This window comes from Geminocystis sp. NIES-3708 (assembly GCF_001548095.1).
Taxonomy (GTDB): Bacteria; Cyanobacteriota; Cyanobacteriia; order Cyanobacteriales; family Cyanobacteriaceae; genus Geminocystis.
Window position 1 is genome coordinate 1,344,433 of sequence record NZ_AP014815.1, and the last position, 20,349, is coordinate 1,364,781.

Annotated in this window: 15 protein-coding genes; 3 read left to right on the forward strand and 12 right to left on the reverse strand. The window is 33.4% G+C overall.

Annotated features, from left to right (window positions below):
- Nucleotides 1-35 precede the first annotated feature (35 nt).
- From rplT to ribD, 8 genes are all read right to left on the reverse strand, one after another.
- Entirely contained in the window at nt 36-386 is a 351-nt protein-coding gene (rplT, locus tag GM3708_RS05810) for a 50S ribosomal protein L20 (RefSeq protein WP_066344822.1), read from the reverse strand.
- Between the two features lie 34 nt (nt 387-420).
- Nucleotides 421-627 carry a 50S ribosomal protein L35 gene (rpmI, locus tag GM3708_RS05815; RefSeq protein WP_066344823.1) on the reverse strand — a complete coding sequence of 69 codons (207 nt, stop codon included), beginning with the start codon at nt 625-627 and terminating at the stop codon, nt 421-423.
- Between the two features lie 100 nt (nt 628-727).
- The gene (gene rpsJ / locus GM3708_RS05820) at nt 728-1,045 is read right to left on the reverse strand and encodes a 30S ribosomal protein S10 (RefSeq protein WP_066344825.1); all 318 of its coding nucleotides are present in this window, start codon (nt 1,043-1,045) and stop codon (nt 728-730) included.
- Between the two features lie 198 nt (nt 1,046-1,243).
- Nucleotides 1,244-2,473: an elongation factor Tu gene (gene tuf, locus GM3708_RS05825; RefSeq protein ID WP_066344828.1), complete on the reverse strand. Its 1,230-nt coding sequence runs from the start codon at nt 2,471-2,473 to the stop codon at nt 1,244-1,246.
- 33 nt (nt 2,474-2,506) lie between these two features.
- On the reverse strand, nt 2,507-4,582 hold the full coding sequence (gene fusA, locus GM3708_RS05830; RefSeq protein ID WP_066344832.1) for an elongation factor G: 2,076 nt from the start codon (nt 4,580-4,582) through the stop codon (nt 2,507-2,509).
- A 155-nt stretch (nt 4,583-4,737) separates the two neighbouring features.
- Nucleotides 4,738-5,208, reverse strand: a complete 471-nt coding sequence (gene rpsG / locus GM3708_RS05835) for a 30S ribosomal protein S7 (RefSeq protein WP_066344833.1) — start codon at nt 5,206-5,208, stop codon at nt 4,738-4,740.
- A gap of 38 nt (nt 5,209-5,246) precedes the next feature.
- Nucleotides 5,247-5,621 carry a 30S ribosomal protein S12 gene (gene rpsL / locus GM3708_RS05840; RefSeq protein ID WP_066344834.1) on the reverse strand — a complete coding sequence of 125 codons (375 nt, stop codon included), beginning with the start codon at nt 5,619-5,621 and terminating at the stop codon, nt 5,247-5,249.
- 114 nt (nt 5,622-5,735) lie between these two features.
- The gene (gene ribD / locus GM3708_RS05845) at nt 5,736-6,824 is read right to left on the reverse strand and encodes a bifunctional diaminohydroxyphosphoribosylaminopyrimidine deaminase/5-amino-6-(5-phosphoribosylamino)uracil reductase RibD (protein WP_066344835.1); all 1,089 of its coding nucleotides are present in this window, start codon (nt 6,822-6,824) and stop codon (nt 5,736-5,738) included.
- Nucleotides 6,825-7,177: 353 nt separating this feature from the next.
- On the opposite strand from ribD, the gene GM3708_RS05850 reads away from it, so the two are divergent.
- The 3 genes from GM3708_RS05850 to gatB all read left to right on the forward strand — a co-directional run bounded on the left by GM3708_RS05850 (nt 7,178) and on the right by gatB (nt 10,934).
- A complete protein-coding gene (locus GM3708_RS05850) occupies nt 7,178-8,134 on the forward strand; it encodes an RNA polymerase sigma factor, RpoD/SigA family (RefSeq protein ID WP_066344836.1) in 957 nt (318 codons plus the stop codon).
- Nucleotides 8,135-8,229: 95 nt separating this feature from the next.
- Nucleotides 8,230-9,324, forward strand: coding sequence for an alanine--glyoxylate aminotransferase family protein (locus tag GM3708_RS05855; protein WP_066344837.1), 1,095 nt, complete (start codon nt 8,230-8,232; stop codon nt 9,322-9,324).
- 122 nt (nt 9,325-9,446) lie between these two features.
- Nucleotides 9,447-10,934 carry an Asp-tRNA(Asn)/Glu-tRNA(Gln) amidotransferase subunit GatB gene (gene gatB, locus GM3708_RS05860; protein WP_066344838.1) on the forward strand — a complete coding sequence of 496 codons (1,488 nt, stop codon included), beginning with the start codon at nt 9,447-9,449 and terminating at the stop codon, nt 10,932-10,934.
- 224 nt (nt 10,935-11,158) lie between these two features.
- Here gatB and GM3708_RS05865 read toward each other — a convergent pair whose 3' ends face one another.
- From GM3708_RS05865 to GM3708_RS05880, 4 genes are all read right to left on the reverse strand, one after another.
- Nucleotides 11,159-11,914, reverse strand: a complete 756-nt coding sequence (locus GM3708_RS05865) for a DUF2993 domain-containing protein (protein ID WP_066344840.1) — start codon at nt 11,912-11,914, stop codon at nt 11,159-11,161.
- Between the two features lie 126 nt (nt 11,915-12,040).
- A complete protein-coding gene (locus GM3708_RS05870; protein WP_071827597.1) occupies nt 12,041-13,399 on the reverse strand; it encodes an FAD-dependent oxidoreductase in 1,359 nt (452 codons plus the stop codon).
- A gap of 40 nt (nt 13,400-13,439) precedes the next feature.
- Nucleotides 13,440-14,603 (reverse strand): cysteine desulfurase family protein, encoded by a 1,164-nt coding sequence (locus GM3708_RS05875; RefSeq protein WP_066344841.1) that lies wholly within the window; start codon nt 14,601-14,603, stop codon nt 13,440-13,442.
- Nucleotides 14,604-14,847: 244 nt separating this feature from the next.
- The gene (locus GM3708_RS05880; RefSeq protein ID WP_066344842.1) at nt 14,848-20,277 is read right to left on the reverse strand and encodes a translocation/assembly module TamB domain-containing protein; all 5,430 of its coding nucleotides are present in this window, start codon (nt 20,275-20,277) and stop codon (nt 14,848-14,850) included.
- Nucleotides 20,278-20,349: the final 72 nt, after the last annotated feature.

The window sequence follows — 20,349 nt, forward strand, 5'->3', positions numbered from 1 at the left end:
AAAGATGAGCGTGAATAATAAAGAAATAGTTTTAACTATGCTTTAATGGCTAATTCAACTACTTTTTGAAATGCTTCCGCATCCTGAATAGCTAATTGAGCTAAAATTTTGCGATTTAAACTAATATTAGCTTGATCTAATTTATTAATTAATTGACTGTAGCTAATACCATGAATTCTGGCTGCTGCATTGATACGGGTAATCCATAAACGACGAAAATCTCTTTTTTTCTTACGACGATCACGGTAAGCATTACGAAGAGCCTTCATCACCTGTTGGTTAGCTGTACGAAATAGCTTAGAATGTGAACCACGAAAACCTTTAGCTAATTTTAAGATTTTCTTACGTCTTTTACGGGCGACGTTACCTCTTTTTACTCTAGTCATTTTTTTACAATTAAATATTTAAGATGGTCAAAATTTATTTTGCGTAAGGCAACATTAAGCGAACTTCTTTCTCGTTACTTTCATCCACTAAAGCGAGATTACTTAAACGACGGCGTTTTTGTTCTGGACTTTTATGTTCTAATAAGTGATTTTTATTAGCTTTGCGACGAAGAATTTTTTTACCACTTCCAGTAATACGAAAACGTTTAGCCGCAGATTTCTTAGTTTTTAATTTAGGCATAGTTTTGTTTTATCGAAATTTACACAATTTACTATTATAGCATTTAGGGTTGAGCAATCAGCTCTCCACAATGAACACTTAATTATTTTGACAACAATAATTAGAGTTTAACCTCAATATCCACCCCTGCAGGTAAATCTAATTTCATTAACGCATCGATAGTTTTAGAAGAAGGCTGATAAATATCGATAACTCGACGGTGAGTACGAGTTTCAAAATGTTCTCTGGAATCCTTGTCCACGTGAGGAGATCTCAATACACAGTAGATTTTACGCTTAGTGGGGAGAGGAATAGGACCTACTGGTGTAGCATTAGTACGATTAGCGGTCTCAACAATCTTAGTACAAGAAGTATCTAATAAACGACGATCAAATGCTTTAAGACGAATACGAATTTTTTGTTGTTGTAATGTTGCCATGATTAAAATTTCCTATGTATGTAAGTTTTCAAGGTACGTAAGACAATGAACAGTCAACAATTATCACTATTAGTATTTGCTAACCGTCACAATTGTTTTCAGTTATCTTTCCTAAAGAAAATTAGGGTAAAGATATTTAAGCAAGACAAAAAATTGGGGCGTACAAATCAAATAAAATGTACGCCCTATTATCTCAGCCTATTTTAAGATTTTAGCTACAGCACCCGCACCAATGGTACGACCACCTTCACGAATAGCAAAACGCATACCTTGCTCGATCGCAATGGGGTTAATTAATTCCACAGTCATTTGAATACGATCGCCAGGCATAACCATTTCTGCAGAGCTACCATCATCAGCAGTAAAATCGCTGATAGTCCCAGTCACATCAGTGGTACGCACATAGAACTGAGGACGGTATCCAGGGAAGAAAGGAGTATGACGACCACCTTCTTCTTTTTTAAGAACGTAAACTTCCGCTTCAAACTTGGTGTGAGGAGTGATAGAACCGGGTTTAGCTAACACCATACCACGTTCAATATCTTCTTTTTGAACACCACGAAGAAGTACACCAACGTTGTCTCCTGCCATACCTTCGTCTAAAGTTTTTTGGAACATTTCAACTCCAGTAACGGTGGTGCTACGGGTGTCACGAATACCTACTAACTCTACGGTTTCTTGAACTTTAACTTTTCCACGTTCAATACGACCAGTAGCAACAGTACCACGACCAGTAATAGAGAATACGTCTTCAACTGCCATTAAGAAAGGCTTATCGATGTCACGCTCAGGAGTAGGGATATAGCTATCTACCGCTTCCATGAGAGCATGAATTTTATCAGTCCACTCGTTTTCACCTTTTTGGGTTTTGGGGTTCGCAGTCATTTGCTCAACAGCTCTTAGAGCAGAGCCAGCAACGATCGGAATATCATCTCCAGGGAAACCATACTCAGTTAATAATTCACGAACTTCTAACTCAACGAGTTCTAATAATTCAGCATCATCAACTTGATCTTCTTTGTTCAAGAAAACCACGAGACTAGGTACACCAACCTGTCTAGCTAAAAGGATATGTTCACGAGTTTGAGGCATCGGACCATCAGCCGCAGATACTACTAAGATAGCTCCATCCATTTGAGCCGCACCGGTGATCATGTTTTTAACATAGTCAGCGTGTCCTGGACAGTCAACGTGAGCATAGTGACGATCAGGAGATTCGTATTCTACGTGAGCAGTGTTGATAGTGATACCACGGGCTTTTTCTTCGGGAGCGGCGTCGATTTCATCGTATTTACGAGCTTTTGCTTGACCAATTGCAGATAAAGTCAAAGTAATAGCAGCGGTAAGAGTAGTTTTACCGTGGTCAACGTGACCGATTGTACCAATATTAACGTGGGGCTTTGTTCTTTCAAATTTTTCCCGTGCCATTTTTCTGTTTTTTCCTTTGTTTAATTAATTAATTTATAGATAACCTCTATTTTTGGCAATAATGGTATTTGCCACATTGCTAGGAACTTCAGCATAATTACTGAACTCCATGCTAAATATACCACGTCCTTGGGTCTTAGAGCGAATATCAGTCGCATATCCGAACATCGCCCCTAAAGGAACTTTGGCTGTAACTTTAGCTAAACCGTATTCTGAGTTCATGCCCTCAATAGTGCCACGACGAGAATTGAGATCTCCCATTACATCTCCTAAGAAATTTTCTGGGACTTCCACTTCAACTTTCATCATTGGTTCTAACAACACAGGTGCTGCTTTTTCAACACCATCCCGAATTGCCATTGAACCAGCGATCTTGAATGCCATTTCTGATGAGTCCACATCATGGAATGAACCATCAACAAGGGTGACTTTAAGATCAATGACTGGATAGCCTGCAATTATACCAGATTCACAGGCTTCTTTTATACCTTGACCAATGGATGGTATATATTCTTTTGGAATTGTCCCACCAACAATTTTAGAGACAAACTCAAAACCTTTACCTTCTTCTTGAGGCTCAATTTCAATAACTACATGACCATATTGCCCTTTTCCACCACTTTGACGAATAAATTTACCTTCCGCACTTATAGATTTACGGATAGTTTCACGATAAGATACTTGAGGTTGTCCTACGTGGGCTTCCACTTTGAACTCTCGTAACATTCGATCAACTAAAATCTCTAGATGTAATTCCCCCATCCCGGCGATAACTGTTTGATTAGTTTCAGGATCAATACTGACTTTGAAAGTAGGATCTTCATCAGAAAGAGATTGTAAGGCCTTAGATAATTTATCCATATCTTGGATAGTCTTTGGCTCTACTGCCACAGAAATAACAGGTTCAGGTACATACAGGGACTCTAAAACGATAGGATTTTCATCATCACACAAAGTATCCCCAGTGGTAGTCAATTTTAAACCAATAATTGCCCCTAAATCCCCAGCCCTTAACTCGTCCACTTCGATACGATCGTTAGCTTTAAGTACAATTAGGCGAGAAATTCGTTCTTTTTTATTTTTGGTTGCATTATAAGCATAGCTACCTTTTCCCAAAACTCCCGAATATACTCGAATAAATGTTAAACGACCATAGGGATCAGATGCAATTTTAAAGGCTAAAGCCGAGAAAGGTTCATCATCACTAGAATGTCTAACGCCTTCTTTTCCATCAGTTAAAATCCCTTTAATAGGAGGAACTTCCGTTGGTGCTGGTAAATAATCTACCACCGCATCTAAAAGTAGTTGTACACCTTTATTTTTAAAAGCAGAACCACAAAGTATTGGCATGATTGTTCCTTCAAGAGTGCCTTGACGGAGAGCTTGTTTTATTTCAGCCTCGGTAATTTCTTCCTCTCCCAGATATTTTTCCAAAAGAACTTCATCTGATTCAGCTACAGCTTCAATCAAATAACCACGATATTTTTGGGCTAACTCTTGGAGTTCGGCAGGAATTTCTGTGATTTCTACATCTTGACCTAAATCATCTTTGTAGATATTTGCTTTCATAGTAACTAAATCAATGATACCGAGGAATTTTTCTTCGCTACCAATGGGAATTTGTATAGGAATAGCTGGTGCTCTCAAGCGTTCTTTTACCTGTTCATATACCTTAAAAAAGTTTGCTCCTGTACGATCCATTTTATTTACAAAAGCAATACGAGGTACGTGATAGCGATCAGCTTGTCTCCAAACAGTTTCCGACTGAGGCTGAACACCACCCACAGAACAAAACACAGCGATAACTCCATCGAGAACACGCATAGACCTTTCTACTTCAATGGTAAAGTCAACATGACCCGGAGTATCAATAATGTTAATGTGATGACCTCGCCAATCAGTACTGATAGCTGCCGCAGTGATGGTGATTCCTCGCTCTCTTTCCTGCTCCATCCAGTCAGTGACTGCATTTCCATCATGAACTTCCCCGATCTTGTGAACAATACCAGAGTAAAAAAGTATTCTTTCTGTTGTAGTGGTTTTACCCGCATCTATATGAGCCGCAATACCAATATTACGAACTTTCTCTAGCGGAATTATACGAGCCACAGTTACCTCCTTTGACTTAGCACAACACTATTAAGTGATTTCTACTAAAAATTTACACCGTTTATTATTCTACACCGTTATTCACAAAACTTACCACTTTTGAAAAAGGGAAAATTGAAATAATGTAGAAAGCAATTTTTTGTCAATTTAGGGACTTAGTAACGATAATGAGCGAAAGCCTTGTTAGCTTCAGCCATTTTGTGGGTTTCTTCTCTTTTTTTGATTGCACCACCAGTTTCGTTAGCTGCATCCATGATTTCGTTTGCTAATTTCATGGACATGGTTTTACCGCTTCTTTTACGAGAAAATTGGATTAACCAACGCAATGCCAAACTACTACCGCGAGAGGTACGAACCTCCATGGGTACTTGATAAGTAGCACCACCTACTCTTCTCGCTTTAACTTCTACTAAGGGAGTTAAGTTTTTAATAGCTTTTTCAAAAGTTTCCATGGGCTCGTTACCAGTTCTTTCAGCAATGATACTTAACGCATCATATAAAATTCTGGCGGCAAGAGATTTTTTCCCATCTTTCATAATTCTGCGAATGGTCATATTAACCAGACGACTATTATATAATGGGTCTGGTGGAACTTCCACCACTTTGGCTTTGCTTCTGCGAGACATTTATTTATTATCCTTAATAATTTTATTTCTAAGTTAATCTATGCTTTAGGACGTTTTGCACCATATTTGGAGCGTCCCTGTTTTCTGTCTTTTACCCCAGTTGCATCCAGAGTTCCTCTTACGATATGGTATCTAACACCGGGTAAATCTTTCACCCTACCCCCTCTGATTAAAACAACGGAGTGTTCTTGAAGGTTATGACCAATACCTGGAATATAAGCAGTTACTTCAAATCCTGATGTTAAACGAACCCTTGCTACTTTTCTTAAAGCAGAATTAGGTTTTTTAGGGGTTGTAGTATAAACCCTTGTACATACTCCACGACGCTGAGGACATTCTTTGAGCGCGGGGGATTTAGTCTTTTTCTGAATGAGAGAACGTTCGCTACGAATTAGTTGTTGAATAGTTGGCATGGGATATGCTTTTTATACACAATTTTTTGTATATATAAATATAATTGCCCCTAGTATATCTTACCAGTGACAATCTATGATCATATCTCATTTTTTTGATTTTTGTCAATATCCCTAATTCGTAATTCCTAAATAGCCTTCGATTAAAAAATCCCCATCTATTTGTTGAATGCTAATGTTATTGAGTGAGAATGCTTCGTTCATCTTTTTAGTCCCTAAATCACCGATGGGTGTAGGTGCGTTGTTACCACCAATAATTTTAGGAGCGATAAAAGCATATATTTTTTGGATATTCCCAGATGCGATCGCTTGTGATGCCAAATTCCCACCACATTCCCACAAAACGCTATTAAGACCTCGTTGATAAAGATCTTTCATGACAATTGAAGGAGTAATATCTTCTATTTCAACAATTTCCACTCCTTGATTTAATAAGTGGGTTTTTATGTTTGTATTCTTTTGAGGAATAGTAAAAATGACGGTTTCTGCTCGATTAACATCCCAAAGTTGACAATTTAAAGGTAAATTGAGAGTTTTTGTCATCACTACTCGTAAAGGATTATGATTTGTTACCCCATGAGTAGTTAATTGAGGATTATCACGTCTAACGGTATTACCACCAATAATCACCGCATCACAGCTACTTCTTAGGTGATGGACAAAATTTCGAGATGATGTGCCTGTAATCCATTGACTATGACCTGTATCTGTGGCGATTTTACCATCTAAAGTCATGGCATACTTAAGGATACCAAAAGGCTGTTGATATTTCACTCGATGAATAAAAGCTTCGTTGAGTTTCATACAAGCATCTTCTTCAATACCTACTCTCACATCTATTCCTGCGGAAATTAACTTCTGAATACCGCTACCAGAAACACGACTATCAGGATCTATCATTCCGACCACTACTTGCTTCACTTTGGCACGAATTAATGCTTCAGTACAAGGGGGAGTACGTCCAAAATGATTACAAGGCTCTAAATTGACGTAAACGATGGCATTCTCGGCATTTAAACCAGCTTCTTGTAGTGCGAATATTTCTGCATGAGGTTGTCCTAGTTGAGGATGAAAACCTTCACCAATAATCTTTCCATCTTTAACAATAACTGCACCAACTAAAGGGTTAGGGGATGTTTTACCTTGAGCTTTTTTCGCTAGTTCAAGACATCGCTCCATTAGTTTACTGTCAAAATCACTCATTTATTTTTGCTATATTTTCATCTCGTTCTAATTGTCATAGCCCATGAAGTGGACTATATTTTCTGTATATTAGAACACAGTTGTTATTTTCAGTTAGACTCTAATTAAATCAAGAATTAGACCAAGAGTCAAAAAAAAGTTTTACAAAACTTAAATCTATGCTCTATGATTATGAAAGGTCAACTTTCCTATTATGCCGTAACTAATCTGAGTTAGACAAGGTTGATTCTTCGCAAAAAGACTCTTTTCATTAATAAAAGTCTCAGAATTTGCTGACCTTTACAAATTAATCTGTATAAATTTAAGTCCCTAAATATTATTAACTAATCAAAGTATAAATATATTATTATCTTATGCAACCTTTACCCAAAAATATTGATACAATCCGTGTTTATTTGAAAGAAATTGGCCGTATTCCTTTATTAAGTCAAGAGGAAGAAATTATTTTATCTAAACAAATTCAAGAGTTAGTTATTCTCGAAAAAAAAAGAGAAGCTCTGAAAAAAAAACTAGATTTTGAGCCAACTAAAGCTGAATGGGCAAAAGAGGCAAAAATTTCTGAAAAAAATTTAGATATAAAAATTAGTCAAGGGGAAAAAGCTAAACGTAAAATGGTGGAAGCTAATTTACGCTTGGTGGTGTCTATTGCAAAAAAATATCTGAAACGAAATTTGGATTTATTGGATTTAATTCAAGAGGGTACGATTGGAATGCAAAGAGGGGTGGAAAAATTTGATCCTACTAAGGGTTATCGTTTCTCTACTTATGCTTATTGGTGGATACGTCAGGCAATTACAAGAGCTATTGCTGAAAAAAGTAGAGCTATTCGTTTACCTTTACATATTACAGAAAAATTAAATAAAATCCGTCAAACTCAACGTAAATTATCAGAAGAAAAAGGACGACCTGCTACTATTGCTGAGTTATCAGAAGCTTTGGAATTGACAGCAGAACAAGTAAGAGAGTATTTAGGCAGAGCTCGTCAACCTTTATCCTTAGACTTAAAAGTGGGGGATAATAATGATACGGAATTAGGAGAATTATTGGAAGATAAAGGACAATCACCAGATGATTATACTGATTATTCATGTCTCCAGTTTGACTTAAATCGTATGATGTCAGAATTAACTCAACAGCAACAAGATGTTATTAGATTACGTTATGGTTTGGACGATGGTAAACCTCTAACTTTGTCAAAAATTGGAACTATTTTAAATATTTCTCGTGAAAGAGTTAGACAAATTGAAAGAGAAGCTCTAACTAAATTACGCAAACGCAAAGAAGTTGTTGAAGAATATATTGCTAGTTAATTAAGAATGAGGAATTATGATAATTTTCATGGTTCATTGTCAATTGTTCATTGTTCATTGATAATTATTTACTGTATCAAAAGGATTAAAGAAATATGCAAGACAAATTAATGTTAATGATTCCAGGTCCTACTCCCGTACCTGAGAGAGTATTATTAGCGATGGCACAACACCCTATGGGGCATCGTAGCGGTGATTTTAGTAAAATTATTGGTGAGTTAAACGAAAATTTAAAGTGGTTACATCAAACTAAAAATGAAGTTCTCACTTTATGTGCTTCTGGAACTGGGGCGATGGAAGCTGGTATCATTAACTTTTTGAGTGCTGGTGATAAAGTCCTCGTCGGAAATAATGGTAAATTTGGAGAAAGATGGGCTATTTTGAGTCGTGCGTTTGGTTTAGACGTAGAAGAGGTTACCGCAGAATGGGGTAAACAACTTGATCCTGAAGATTTTAGGGCTAAACTAGAAGCTGATACCGAAAAGAAAATTAAAGCTGTTATTATTACTCATTCTGAAACTTCGACAGGAGTTTTAAATGACTTAGAAACTATCAATAAACACGTTAAGGCTCATGGTGAAGCTCTCATCATCGTTGATGCTGTTACCAGTTTAGGGGCTGTAAATGTGCCGATGGATGAATGGGGTTTAGACGTAGTCGCTTCTGGCTCACAAAAAGGCTATATGATTCCTCCCGGATTAGGTTTTGTAGCGGTGAGTGATAAAGCATGGGAAGCCTATAAAACAGCTACGTTACCTAAATTCTACTTAGATTTAGCTCCTTACAAAAAAGCTAACGCTAAAAATAGTTCTCCTTTTACTCCTCCCATTAATTTAATGTTTGCGTTAAAAGCTTCTTTAGAAATGATGAAAGAGGAAGGATTGCAAAATATATTTGATCGCCATAAGCTCTTAACTAAAGTTACCCGTGAAGGTGTCAAAGCCTTAGGTTTACCTTTATTTGCTAGTGATGAAGCTGCGGCACTAGCTATCACAGCAGTAATTCCTGATAAACATGATGCCGAAGCAATTCGCTCAACTATGCGTAAGAGATTTGATATTGCTCTAGCGGGTGGACAAGATCATCTCAGTGGTAAAATTTTCCGCATGGGACATTTAGGCTTTGTATCCGAAAGAGATGTTTTAAGTGCCTTGGCTGCGTTAAAAGAAACTTTGGCACAGTTGGGATAAATATTAATTAACAATTAATAATTAACAATTAATAATTAACAATTCATCAAGGGTTATAAATTATTTAGAGCATTAATTCGAGTTAAAATAATTCTGAGATATTGTTAATAATTCATAAAAATATGACCACAGCTAATCAAACCAAGTATGAAGCGATTATTGGTTTAGAAACTCATTGTCAACTTAATACTAATACAAAAATTTTCTGTAATTGTTCTACTCATTTTGACAGTCCTCCTAATACTAATGTTTGCCCTGTGTGTTTAGGACATCCGGGGGTTTTACCTGTATTAAACGAGGAGGTGTTAAACTCTGCCATCAAAATGGGTTTAGCTATTGAAGGAGACATTGCTCGTTATAGTAAATTCGATCGCAAACAATATTTTTATCCTGATTTACCCAAAAATTACCAAATATCTCAGTTTGATTTACCTATCGTTGAACATGGTAAATTGGAAATTGAATTAGTCGATTCTAAAACCAAAGAAGTGCGTAAAAAAACCATCGGTATCACCCGTTTACACATGGAAGAAGACGCAGGAAAATTAGTTCATGCTGGAAGTGATCGTTTAGCTGGATCAACTCATTCTTTGGTAGATTTTAATAGGACTGGTATTCCTTTATTAGAAATTGTATCAGAACCGGACTTACGTAGTGGACAAGAAGCCTCTGAGTATGCTCAAGAACTGCGTCGTGTGGTGCGTTATTTAGGTATCGGTGACGGTAATATGCAAGAAGGATCATTACGTTGTGATGTTAACATTTCCGTGCGTCCTCTTGGTCAAAAAGAATTTGGTGTGAAGGTTGAAATCAAAAATATGAACTCCTTTAGTGCCATTCAAAAAGCGATTGAATATGAGATTGAAAGACAAATAGAAGCTATTAATAATGGTGAATCTATTATTCAAGAAACTCGTTTGTGGGAAGAAGGTACTCAAAAAACTATTAGTATGAGAGTCAAAGAAGGCTCAAGCGATTATCGTTATTTCCCTGAGCCAGATTTACCACCCATGGAAGTTAGTGAAGTGCAGTTAGAAGAGCTAAGAAAATTATTACCAGAATTACCAGCTAAAAAACGTAGTCGTTACGAAGCAGAATTTGGCTTATCAGCTTATGATGCTAGAATTTTAGCCGATGATAGAGATGTAGCGTTGTATTTTGAAACTGTTGTCGCTGGTGGTGTAAGTGTCAAAGCGGCGGCTAACTGGATAACGCAGGATATTGCCGCTTATTTGAATAGTAATGTTGGTATTACCATCAAAGATATTGCTTTAAAACCCGAGAATTTAGCGGATTTAATTACTTTAATTGAAAATGGTACAATTAGCGGTAAAATTGCTAAAGATTTATTACCAGAATTATTAGTTAAAGGTGGATCTCCTAAAGAAATAGTCGAAAGTAAAGGCTTAATTGCTATATCTAATCCTGATGAATTAGCACAAATTATTGATAAAATTATCACTGCTAACCCTGATAAATTAGAACAATTTAGAGCGGGAAAAACTAAATTACAAGGGTTTTTTGTGGGGCAAATTATGAAGGAAACAGGAGGGAAAGCAGATCCGAAATTAGCAAATAAAATTCTCAATGAAAAATTAAACAATAACTAAAAATCGGGAAATTTCTTAAGGTGAATGATCTTCACTTAAATAATTAGGAATTAATTACTTAGATTCTAATTTTACCTTAATCCTATATAAGAATCTTTAATTAATAAGAAATTGAAGAAATAAAGGCAAGGAATTAGTATTATATCTATTAAAAAAATTAACAAAATTAATTAAATTTTTTAATAAATTATTATTACTATTTCCTACTGTATTTATTGATTATTTTATCGTTTTCTTTCGGGAAAATGATCTATTTCGGCAGTGCCATAAAAAATAAATTCCTTATCTTTAATCCTAGCACGATCAACTCTTAACCTAATACCATCAATAGAAAACTTATCCAAATCAAGTAAATTATTAACATGATCGAGAATCACTTTTCCTAACCTTTGCCCTTCACTATTTTCTTGATATTGAGGATTAGTAAATTGAATTTTTGTTCTACCTTGTAAATCTAAATTTGCTTTAATATCTATATTCGTAACTTCTTCAGTATCTCCTATTTTTATTTGAGATTTAATAGTTAAAGATTTATCTTCATTTACCGTCATTTGTGTTTGTTGAAAATGAAGAGATTTTCCTTCATATTCTAATCTTTGTAACTTTTCAATGATAAAAGGTGTATTAAAAGAAGTTGTCAAATCTTCTTCCGTAATAACAACTCTCATAGTGGCTTGAGTTGGTTGTCTCAGCTTTACTTTACCACTAAAAATTGCACTAAAGTCAATGGAAACAGCTTGAAGATATAACTCCATCGCTTCGAGTCGTAAGCCGTTGTACATCAACATACCATTACCAATGAAGTCAAAACCATCAATACTTCCTTGTAAAAGTTTGGCTACAGGTTCAACTCTAAGATTCGCTTGTAAATTGCCTGTTTTTTTAAACAAGGCAGCTATGGCTGTGGTTATTGCTTTACTGACTATTTTATCGCCATTTTGTCCTGAAAAAGGTAAGCTACCAAACACAATTGCTGTCATCGTCCTGATTTACTTTTACAATTACCCATCTTAACATTAAGAAATATTAAATTTTGTAAATTAATATTAATAAGTTGAGAGAAAAGTATAAGTTAAAGATATATGAGAAGTATTGCATTGTCAAAATTAAAATTCTTTTGCCACTCGCAAACCACTTAAGTAAGCACCATGTGCTGTGGCAGGATAATCTAGAGAAGTAGCTTCTCCTGCAAAATAGACTCGTTTACCAATGGGTTTAGCTAATTCTCGACGATGTTTAGGAGTTGAACCTGTGGCATAATAAGAATAAGAACCAAAAGTAAATGGATCACTATTCCACCTAGTTAATTGATAATCTTGGGGGTTAGGTATAGAGTTACCAAAAATACTTCGTAAAGTTTTCATGGCATCTTCCACAATTTTTTCATCTTTCCAAAATTCAATTTCATTACCAAATTTACCTGCATTAAATCCTAATAAAATTGGAATTTTGAGTGCTGATTCTAAATTTACCCATTCACTCCATTGTCCTTTTTTTGGGGAAATATGTTCAATCCAATCATAATTTTTTGTCCAAAATCGTGAGGGAAAACGTAAGTATAATTTATTTAAAATTCCCATGCCTAAAGAGTTGATTGCTTTAATTTTATTAGTGGGTAAAGAAGGTGAAAATTTAACAATATTTTTTTGTAAAACTCCTAATGGTAAAGTCACAATTACTGCATTAGCAGTAAAATTACCTTGATTAGTCTTGATATTTACTCCTTGAGAATCATATCTTATTTCTTGGACAAGATGATTGAGTTTAATATTTAAACCCTTTGCGAGATAGTCAGTAATAACGTTATAGCCATTGACAAATAGTAAATCATTTCCGTCAAATTCTTTTTCTTCATCAAAATATTGAGCTGAAAGTTTAGATGTATCTGCGGCGTATTCATGCTCAATGATAGTATTTAGTAAATACTGTAAATCAATGCGATCTATTTTCGATAAATTTTGCCAATTTAATTCTTTTTCCAATGCCTGTTGCAAAGAAATGGGTTGTGAATAATTATTTTGTATCTCGATAATTATTTTTTCTAACTTACTCTGTAATTTGTCTAATTTATTTTCTCGTGCCTTTGTAATAACTTTACCATTAGTGTCATAAATAATCCCATTATTATAAGTGGTGGGAAATAATTTGGCGTTGGCAGATTTAGCTAATTGAGTAATAGGGTTGCCTTCCTTGCCATGAATCCATGAAGCACCCATATCTACAGGAGCATCTTTCCATTTTCTACTTGTCCACAAACGTCCACCGATACGATTTCTACCTTCTAATAAGACTACTTCAAAACCTTTATTTTGTAAAGAACGAGCGGCACTTAATCCAGCAATTCCTGCACCGATGATAATAACCTTTTTTTTGGTTTTAATTTGATTACTTATTGCTAATTTTTGACTACTTAAAGTAGTAGCTAAAACAAGGCTGGTTAAATATAAAAAATGACGACGATTCATGATGAAAAAATTGACAGATAGGCAATGGATAATCAAAAAATTATTCAGCAATATGATCTTTAAAGAAGGATAAAAATAATTCAAAAATTACTGCTACTGTTAATTCTAAGTCTTCTATGGTAGTATAACGATCGAAACTAAAGCGTATTCCTTTGATTGCTTCTTGTGGTGAGTAACCCATAGCTAATAAGACAGGTGACGGCAAGGTTTGCCCACTACTACAAGCTGAACCAGCACTGATGCCGATACCCTTTAAACTTAATTTTCTGACCATTTTTCGCCCTGTTATTGCTTCATCATCATTAATGAGAAAACTAGCATGATGGGGTAAACGATAGAATTTTTCTCCTGTTAAGGCTAAATTAGGACATTTCGATAACATTAAGTTGATGAAATAGTCTCTTAACCCTCTCAATCTCAAGCTTTCGGATTCCATCTCTTTTTGAGCTAAACTGGCTGCTAATCCTAACGAAGCAATGGCAGGTAATGATTGTGTACCTGAACGTAACCCATTTTCTTGTCCTCCGCCATGCCATAAGGGATTTAATTTAACACCTTGCTTAACATATAATGCTCCAGCCCCTTGAATGCCGTAAAATTTATGTCCAGAAAGGGATAATAAGTCTATTCCCAAATCTTCCACATCCACAGGCAAACGCCCCACCATTTGCACAGCATCAGTATGAAATAAGGCTTTAGTGTTATCTTTCGTTACTTCTACTAATTTTTTGATAGGTTGAATTGTACCAACTTCACTTTGTCCGTAAATAATAGAAACTAAGACGGTATTTGGTTGTAAAGCATTTTTTAAGTCTTCAGGATTAACTCTCCCTTCTCGATTCACTGGTAATCTTGTCACTTGCCATCCTTGCTTTTCTAAAATTTTGACTGGATTAGCGATCGCTGAATGTTCTACACTAGAGATAATAAGATGTTGTGGCTGATGATAATGAGAAGTTATGCCGAAAATAGCTAAATTATCAGCTTCTGTGCCTCCTGATGTAAAAATAATAGAGTCTGGTGAAGAAGCGTTAATTAAATCTGCTACTTGCCATCTAGCTTTTTCTAAACTTATGGCAGCCCTTTCTCCCCAAGAGTGTAAGCTAGAAGGATTACCCCAGCCATCCGCCAAAATTTTGGTGACTAATTCGATAACTTCTGGACGAGGAGCAGTGGTGGCACTAGAATCAAGGTAGATTGGCATTTTTTAACGATGAAGAATAGACAGTTAATCAATGATGGATAGATAATATTGCAATCCTATTTGAATCATCAGATTTTGGATAGGGGTATTAGATAGATAGGAAGTAGAAGATAGGAGATAGTATTGAAAAGGATTTTAGAATTTTATTTTCTGACAAATCATTTGTGATTGTTATATTAATATTCTACTTAGATTTTACACAAAAAAAGTTAGTAAGACTATAATCAAATATCTATAACAAAAACTAAAAACGATGTTCAAACTCTATGATTCCTCGACTATCTTGCTCAAAATCACTTGAACCTCTTAAAATAGTTTTATCGTTAAGACGATATTGAATGCTATAACTGGGTGCTTGTTCATTCGTTAGAATTTTAGTAATAGAAATAAAAAGATTGTTAGTTATATCTAAACCTAATTCTGCACCTAAAGCAAAACTAGATGTTCTATTTTCTGTATCAAATATTTGAGTAGGAAATAATCTTAATTGATCAAATCCAAATTCTTTTTGTAGTTGTCCTTGTACACTTCCTAAAAAAGCGGCACTAGCTAAATTTGCTAGTCCTAAATTGCCATCTCCTTCTTCAAAATTATTAAAAAATCCTCCTCCTAAAAGAGCGATAATTTCTGTTTGATTTCTCTGAGGGCTACTGCTTAATTTAATATTATTTTCTAAGTTATTACTCCAACCTTTTACATTAGCTTTTATTTTAATTGTTTGAGCATTATTAAAAGATGAATTACTTATATCTCTGATTTCGTTGGGGTTGTAATTATCAGCTAACTGATAACGTAAAGTCTCTGTTACAGAACCTTCTAGTTGTATATCTAAATAAGGTTCAAAGCCATTATCCATGGTAAACTTAGCAATATTATTATAGTTTTTTGATAGTTTTAATTGACTGGTAAAAAGATTTAAATTGCCTCCTTTTAAATTAATAATTCCTTCGGGCTTTAAATTATTTAATTGCCCATTTATATTTAAGTTACCTTCAGCTTGTAAATTTAATAATGGTGCTTGATTAATAATAATATTTTTTCCTAAAATTAATTCTAAATTATCGATTTTTGTATTGATAGCCAGTTCATTTTTATTAAAATTCTGATTATTATTTAAGTTTTCAGTTACTTTAATTTCCCCATCATATAATTTTATTTTACCACTAATTTTAGGAGCGAGTGCACTATTAGAAATATTAATTAAACCTTGTGCATTTCCCAGATATAAACTATTAATATCTAAGGTTAAATCATCAACACTAATATTTAAAGAGTCATCAGAAAAACGATTATTAATTAAAGGTAAACCTCCAACAATATTGATATTACCACCACTAAAATTACCCGTTAGATTAGGAATATTTAACTGATCAAAATTAAAAAAGACTTGACCATTAATATTAGTAATAGGATTATCAGGAAAAATCTTACCACCAATAACTCCATTTTTAAAAGTTGCAATTCCTTGAGTATCAATATCTGTAATTTTGTTACCAAATTGAGAATATTTACCTTTAATATCTAAATTAATATCTCCTTGACCTTGAAGCCAATTAAGTTTATTATTAGTGATAATATCTAATAAATTAAATCCATCTTGAGTTAAATTTAAACTGACAATAAAGTCATTATTTTCTGGAATAATAGAATTAGGAAATAATTGAAAAGGTAAACTAGCAATTAAAGTTAATGGTTGTGTATTTTCTGTTAAATTACTTTTAGCTAAAAAATCTAACCTAGAGTTTCTAAATCCAAAACTAGCTTTTGTTTTATCAATTTGAGTGCCATTTATACTAGAATCTTGAATTTCAATATTGCCTTTTGCTAAAGGTTTTTCTTCACTGCCACTAATAGCGATACTAGCATTAATAATACCATCAATATTTAAAAGATTAGGTAAATTAACTATTTCTTTAAGCTGAGAAATCGAAAAATCAGTCAACATTACTTCACCAGAAATTCTCTCAGATTTAAAAGTCCCAGTCAAAGATAAAATGCTATTATTACTATTAATTTTGACAGGTAATAAAGTTAATAAACCATTATCATAACTTCCAGTGGCTTGTAATGAATCTCCATGATATTTTCCCCATAACCAATTATTTCCCCGCAAATCAAATTCGGCTTTTATGCCTTCTTGAAAAGATAAATTAATATCAACACTACCTGTTAAATTTCCTTGTAAAGTTTCTAAACTAGGCAAACTACCATGAAGACTATTTGCTTCAGATTCCTTTAATTGCGCTTCAACTTTGCGGAAAAAAGTTAAAGTATCGAATAAAGAATTATTACTTCCTTCAATGGAAGCCAAAGGTTTTGGTTGACTATTAGTTATTGAAGGAGAAGGTAAAGTTTTTTCTCCGTTATTAGTTATTGAAGGAGAAGGTAAAGTTTTTTCCTCGTCATTAGTTATTGAAGGAGAAGATAAAGTTTTTTCCTCGTCATTAGTTATTGAAGAAGAAGGTAAAGTTTTTTCTTCGTCATTAGTTATTGAAGAAGAAGATAAAGTTTTTTCCTCGCCATTAGTTATTGAAGGAGAAGGTAAAGTTTTTTCCTCGTTATTAGTTATTGAAGGAGAAGACAAAGTTTTTTCTAAATATAAATCCTTTGCTTTGCCATATTTACGAGGTTGCAATCCTAGAGATATATCTTCTAACTCAAAAATTTCCCAACTATTTAAAATATTTTGTATCTCACCCTCTTTGATTTCTACTTTCGCCTTGATTTGTGGGTTTTGTCTAAAAGGTTGTAACTCTCCAGCAAAAAGATATTCATTTTTTTGATGATTTAATTTTCCATTTTCTAATTTTATAATTCCTTTTTCCCCTGAAAGTTTAGTGGTAAGTTTATCTCCTTGTAAATGGTTGATGCTTGGTTTGTCTATAATGACATTTCCCGTTGTTAATTCATAATTATTGAGATTAACATTGACATCTCCTGAAAGATTACCACCAATTTTTTTTACATCAGTGGGAAGATGAGTTAACCACGTTTTGGTAATTGTTTCTAAAGGAATATTGAAGACATTGATGGCTAAAGTGTCATCATTTTTTATTGCTTTAACTTGAGTCTCTTTAATTTGTAAGTTAATTAATTGCGGTTGGTTTTGATTATCGAATTGTAAAGAAATTTTCTCCTCTGAATTTTCAGAATCGAGTTGTAAGTTTAAACCTTCGTTAATGCCAAAAGTTATATCTCCTTTTAAAGAAGAAAAAGCAAGATTAGCCATTTGAAAATTATTAAGGGTAACATTTCCTTTTAACTGCGGTTGAGATATATTCCCTTGCAAACCTCCTTGAAAGTCAACTTTTCCCTGATAGTTTAGTAAATCGAAAGAAGAAGGTAACGATAAATTATTTAAGTCAATTCCTGTTGCGAGAATATCTAAATCAATATTTTTAACTGTCTGTGTTGGAATATCAACATCAATAATTCCTTTTGCTTCAATACCCTTACTAACTGCTTGATTTAACTTTAAATTTTCACCATTCCAAGAAAAATTTGCTGAAATTGGTTGATTAATAAGACTAATTCCTTGACTAAAAACTAAGTCGCCATCGAGATTAATTTTTTCTGCCGTGAGATGATTAATATTTCCTCTTGCTGTTAAATTACCACTAACATCTCCCCGTAAATTCTTTCCCATACCATTAAGGGCAAAATTTACAGCATTTGTTTCGGCAATAAAGTTATCTTTTACCAATGTAAAGTTGTCAATATTTATTCTTCCCTCTGATAAATCTAATTTTCCTTTTCCTTGAATTTCAATGTTGTTATTATTCGCTAAATTACCTTTTACTTCTAAATTAGCATTAACTTTTTTTTGGTGCATTGTCAAAAAAGTCGAGTTAATAGAAGGTAATAGAGAAAAAAGAAAATTTTCAGTATTTATTAATGTTTCCCAGTTACCTTGACTAACTTTCGTATTAATAAAGTTAACTTTTCCTCCACCAAAATTAATATTAAAATCTCCGAATAACTCAATATTATTTACGTTAATCTGCTGATTTTTCCCTGATATTTGAAACTTTCCATTTAATAATGAATCATTACAAGCAAATTTTTCGCAATCGAGATTTGATAACTGTCTTAAATTGACTTTTGCTAGTGCAACTTCTCCTTTCCAACTATCACGATTAATTTCTAAATTCTTAACGACGGCTTTACCTCCTTGCGGCAATTCTACTGTAGAAAAACCTGTTAATTTACCTTGATTAAAATTCTTCCAATTTCCTGATAAATTATATTTCCCTGAAATTAAACCAATATTAATAGGTAATTGTTGTTGATAAATAGAGAGTAAGTTTTTCCCCTGAATATTTTTTCCGACAAAAAGAATATTAAAACTATCATTTTCTTTTCCTAATAAATTCACATTTCCTGTTGCCGTCACTTCTCCGCCGATAGTTGGTAATAATTTCAGATTATTAATACTTAATTGATGGTTATAAATTTCTATATTGCTAGTAATATTCTCAAAACTAATTTTATCAACTTCTGCTTTTCCTACATTAACTATATTTGCCTGAATTTTAGGGTTATAAATATCTCCAGTAATATTAATTTTTCCTTTGATTTTTCCTTTGATTTCTAAATTATTTTTATCTAACTTCAAAGAAGAAAGTATACTATTTATCTCAAAGGGATGAGAAGTATTCGCTTGAATATTTAGCTGTTGATTATTAGTAGTAATAAATCCATTGACTTGAGTATTAATTAAACCTAAATTAGTATTAATATTATCCAAATTTATTTTTTCATTATCAAAAGTAACTTTTCCTTTACTTTTAGTTAATGGATTAGGCAAATTGAGGAGATTAAAATTAACACTATCAAAGTTAATATCTCCTTTAATATCCGTTAAAACATTTTGAGAAAATTGTAAATCAATATTTCCTGTAACTTTTCCAGAATTAGCATTTATAGGAAGAATAATCAAATTATTAATGGTATTTGTCGCTAAATCCTCACCATTGATATTGAATAACCACTGACTTTCTGGAATTTTATATAAACCATTAACTTTAATATTTCCTCCTTGAACAAAATTTCCTTTAACTTCCAGTAAAGATTGATTTTCTTCAATAATAATATTAGCATCAGAAATTTTTAACTGAGTAACTGAAGCTGATAAATCTTGTAAATTATTATTTTTAACTATTAAATTACTATTTTTGGCATGAATACTATTAACATTAAAATTCCAGAATAATATTTTATTTGTCTCATTATTTAATGATAAATTAATCCAACTATTATCTTTATTTTGTTGTAAATATATACTACTATCAATAAAAGTAATACCAAAATCAATATTTTTTGTAAATAACTGTAAAGGATTAAAATTAATTTCTATCGCTTCAGCAATGGCAGAATCATTTTCATTTTTAGTAGTATCAATTTGGGTTTTCCCTAATCTAATTTTCGTCAAAGAAACTGCTTCTATCTTACCCAATTTTACAGGGCGAGAAATGTAATTACTAACAGGTTTTTCCATTAAAGGAATTAGCTTTTGAGTTAAAAAAAACCAACCATAACTTAACCCCCCTCCCAAGAATAATAAGGTGAGATAAATAAACCATCGCCAGAAACTATATTTTTTTTCTAACTCTAGAGATTGTTTTTCAATATCCTCTGGATTTTGTGAAAAAGAGAAATTAGAAGTATCAACCATATTACACACCGACATCTTAGAAGCATTAACTCTTAGCTTACCTCATTCTCTTTTCACCTGACTTCTTCCGCT

What these genes read in the sequence shown, in the direction of transcription:
- tuf (WP_066344828.1), bottom strand. Translation starts at nt 2,473, where the DNA reads ATGGCACGGGAAAAATTTGAAAGAACAAAGCCCCACGTTAATATTGGT.
- ribD (WP_066344835.1), bottom strand. Translation starts at nt 6,824, where the DNA reads ATGAGTGATTTTGACAGTAAACTAATGGAGCGATGTCTTGAACTAGCG.
- GM3708_RS05865 (WP_066344840.1), bottom strand. Translation starts at nt 11,914, where the DNA reads ATGACAGCAATTGTGTTTGGTAGCTTACCTTTTTCAGGACAAAATGGC.
- rpsG (WP_066344833.1), bottom strand. Translation starts at nt 5,208, where the DNA reads ATGTCTCGCAGAAGCAAAGCCAAAGTGGTGGAAGTTCCACCAGACCCA.
- rpsL (WP_066344834.1), bottom strand. Translation starts at nt 5,621, where the DNA reads ATGCCAACTATTCAACAACTAATTCGTAGCGAACGTTCTCTCATTCAG.
- rpmI (WP_066344823.1), bottom strand. Translation starts at nt 627, where the DNA reads ATGCCTAAATTAAAAACTAAGAAATCTGCGGCTAAACGTTTTCGTATT.
- rpsJ (WP_066344825.1), bottom strand. Translation starts at nt 1,045, where the DNA reads ATGGCAACATTACAACAACAAAAAATTCGTATTCGTCTTAAAGCATTT.
- GM3708_RS05850 (WP_066344836.1), top strand. Translation starts at nt 7,178, where the DNA reads ATGCAACCTTTACCCAAAAATATTGATACAATCCGTGTTTATTTGAAA.
- GM3708_RS05870 (WP_071827597.1), bottom strand. Translation starts at nt 13,399, where the DNA reads ATGAATCGTCGTCATTTTTTATATTTAACCAGCCTTGTTTTAGCTACT.
- GM3708_RS05880 (WP_066344842.1), bottom strand. Translation starts at nt 20,277, where the DNA reads ATGGTTGATACTTCTAATTTCTCTTTTTCACAAAATCCAGAGGATATT.
- gatB (WP_066344838.1), top strand. Translation starts at nt 9,447, where the DNA reads ATGACCACAGCTAATCAAACCAAGTATGAAGCGATTATTGGTTTAGAA.
- rplT (WP_066344822.1), bottom strand. Translation starts at nt 386, where the DNA reads ATGACTAGAGTAAAAAGAGGTAACGTCGCCCGTAAAAGACGTAAGAAA.
- GM3708_RS05855 (WP_066344837.1), top strand. Translation starts at nt 8,230, where the DNA reads ATGCAAGACAAATTAATGTTAATGATTCCAGGTCCTACTCCCGTACCT.
- GM3708_RS05875 (WP_066344841.1), bottom strand. Translation starts at nt 14,603, where the DNA reads ATGCCAATCTACCTTGATTCTAGTGCCACCACTGCTCCTCGTCCAGAA.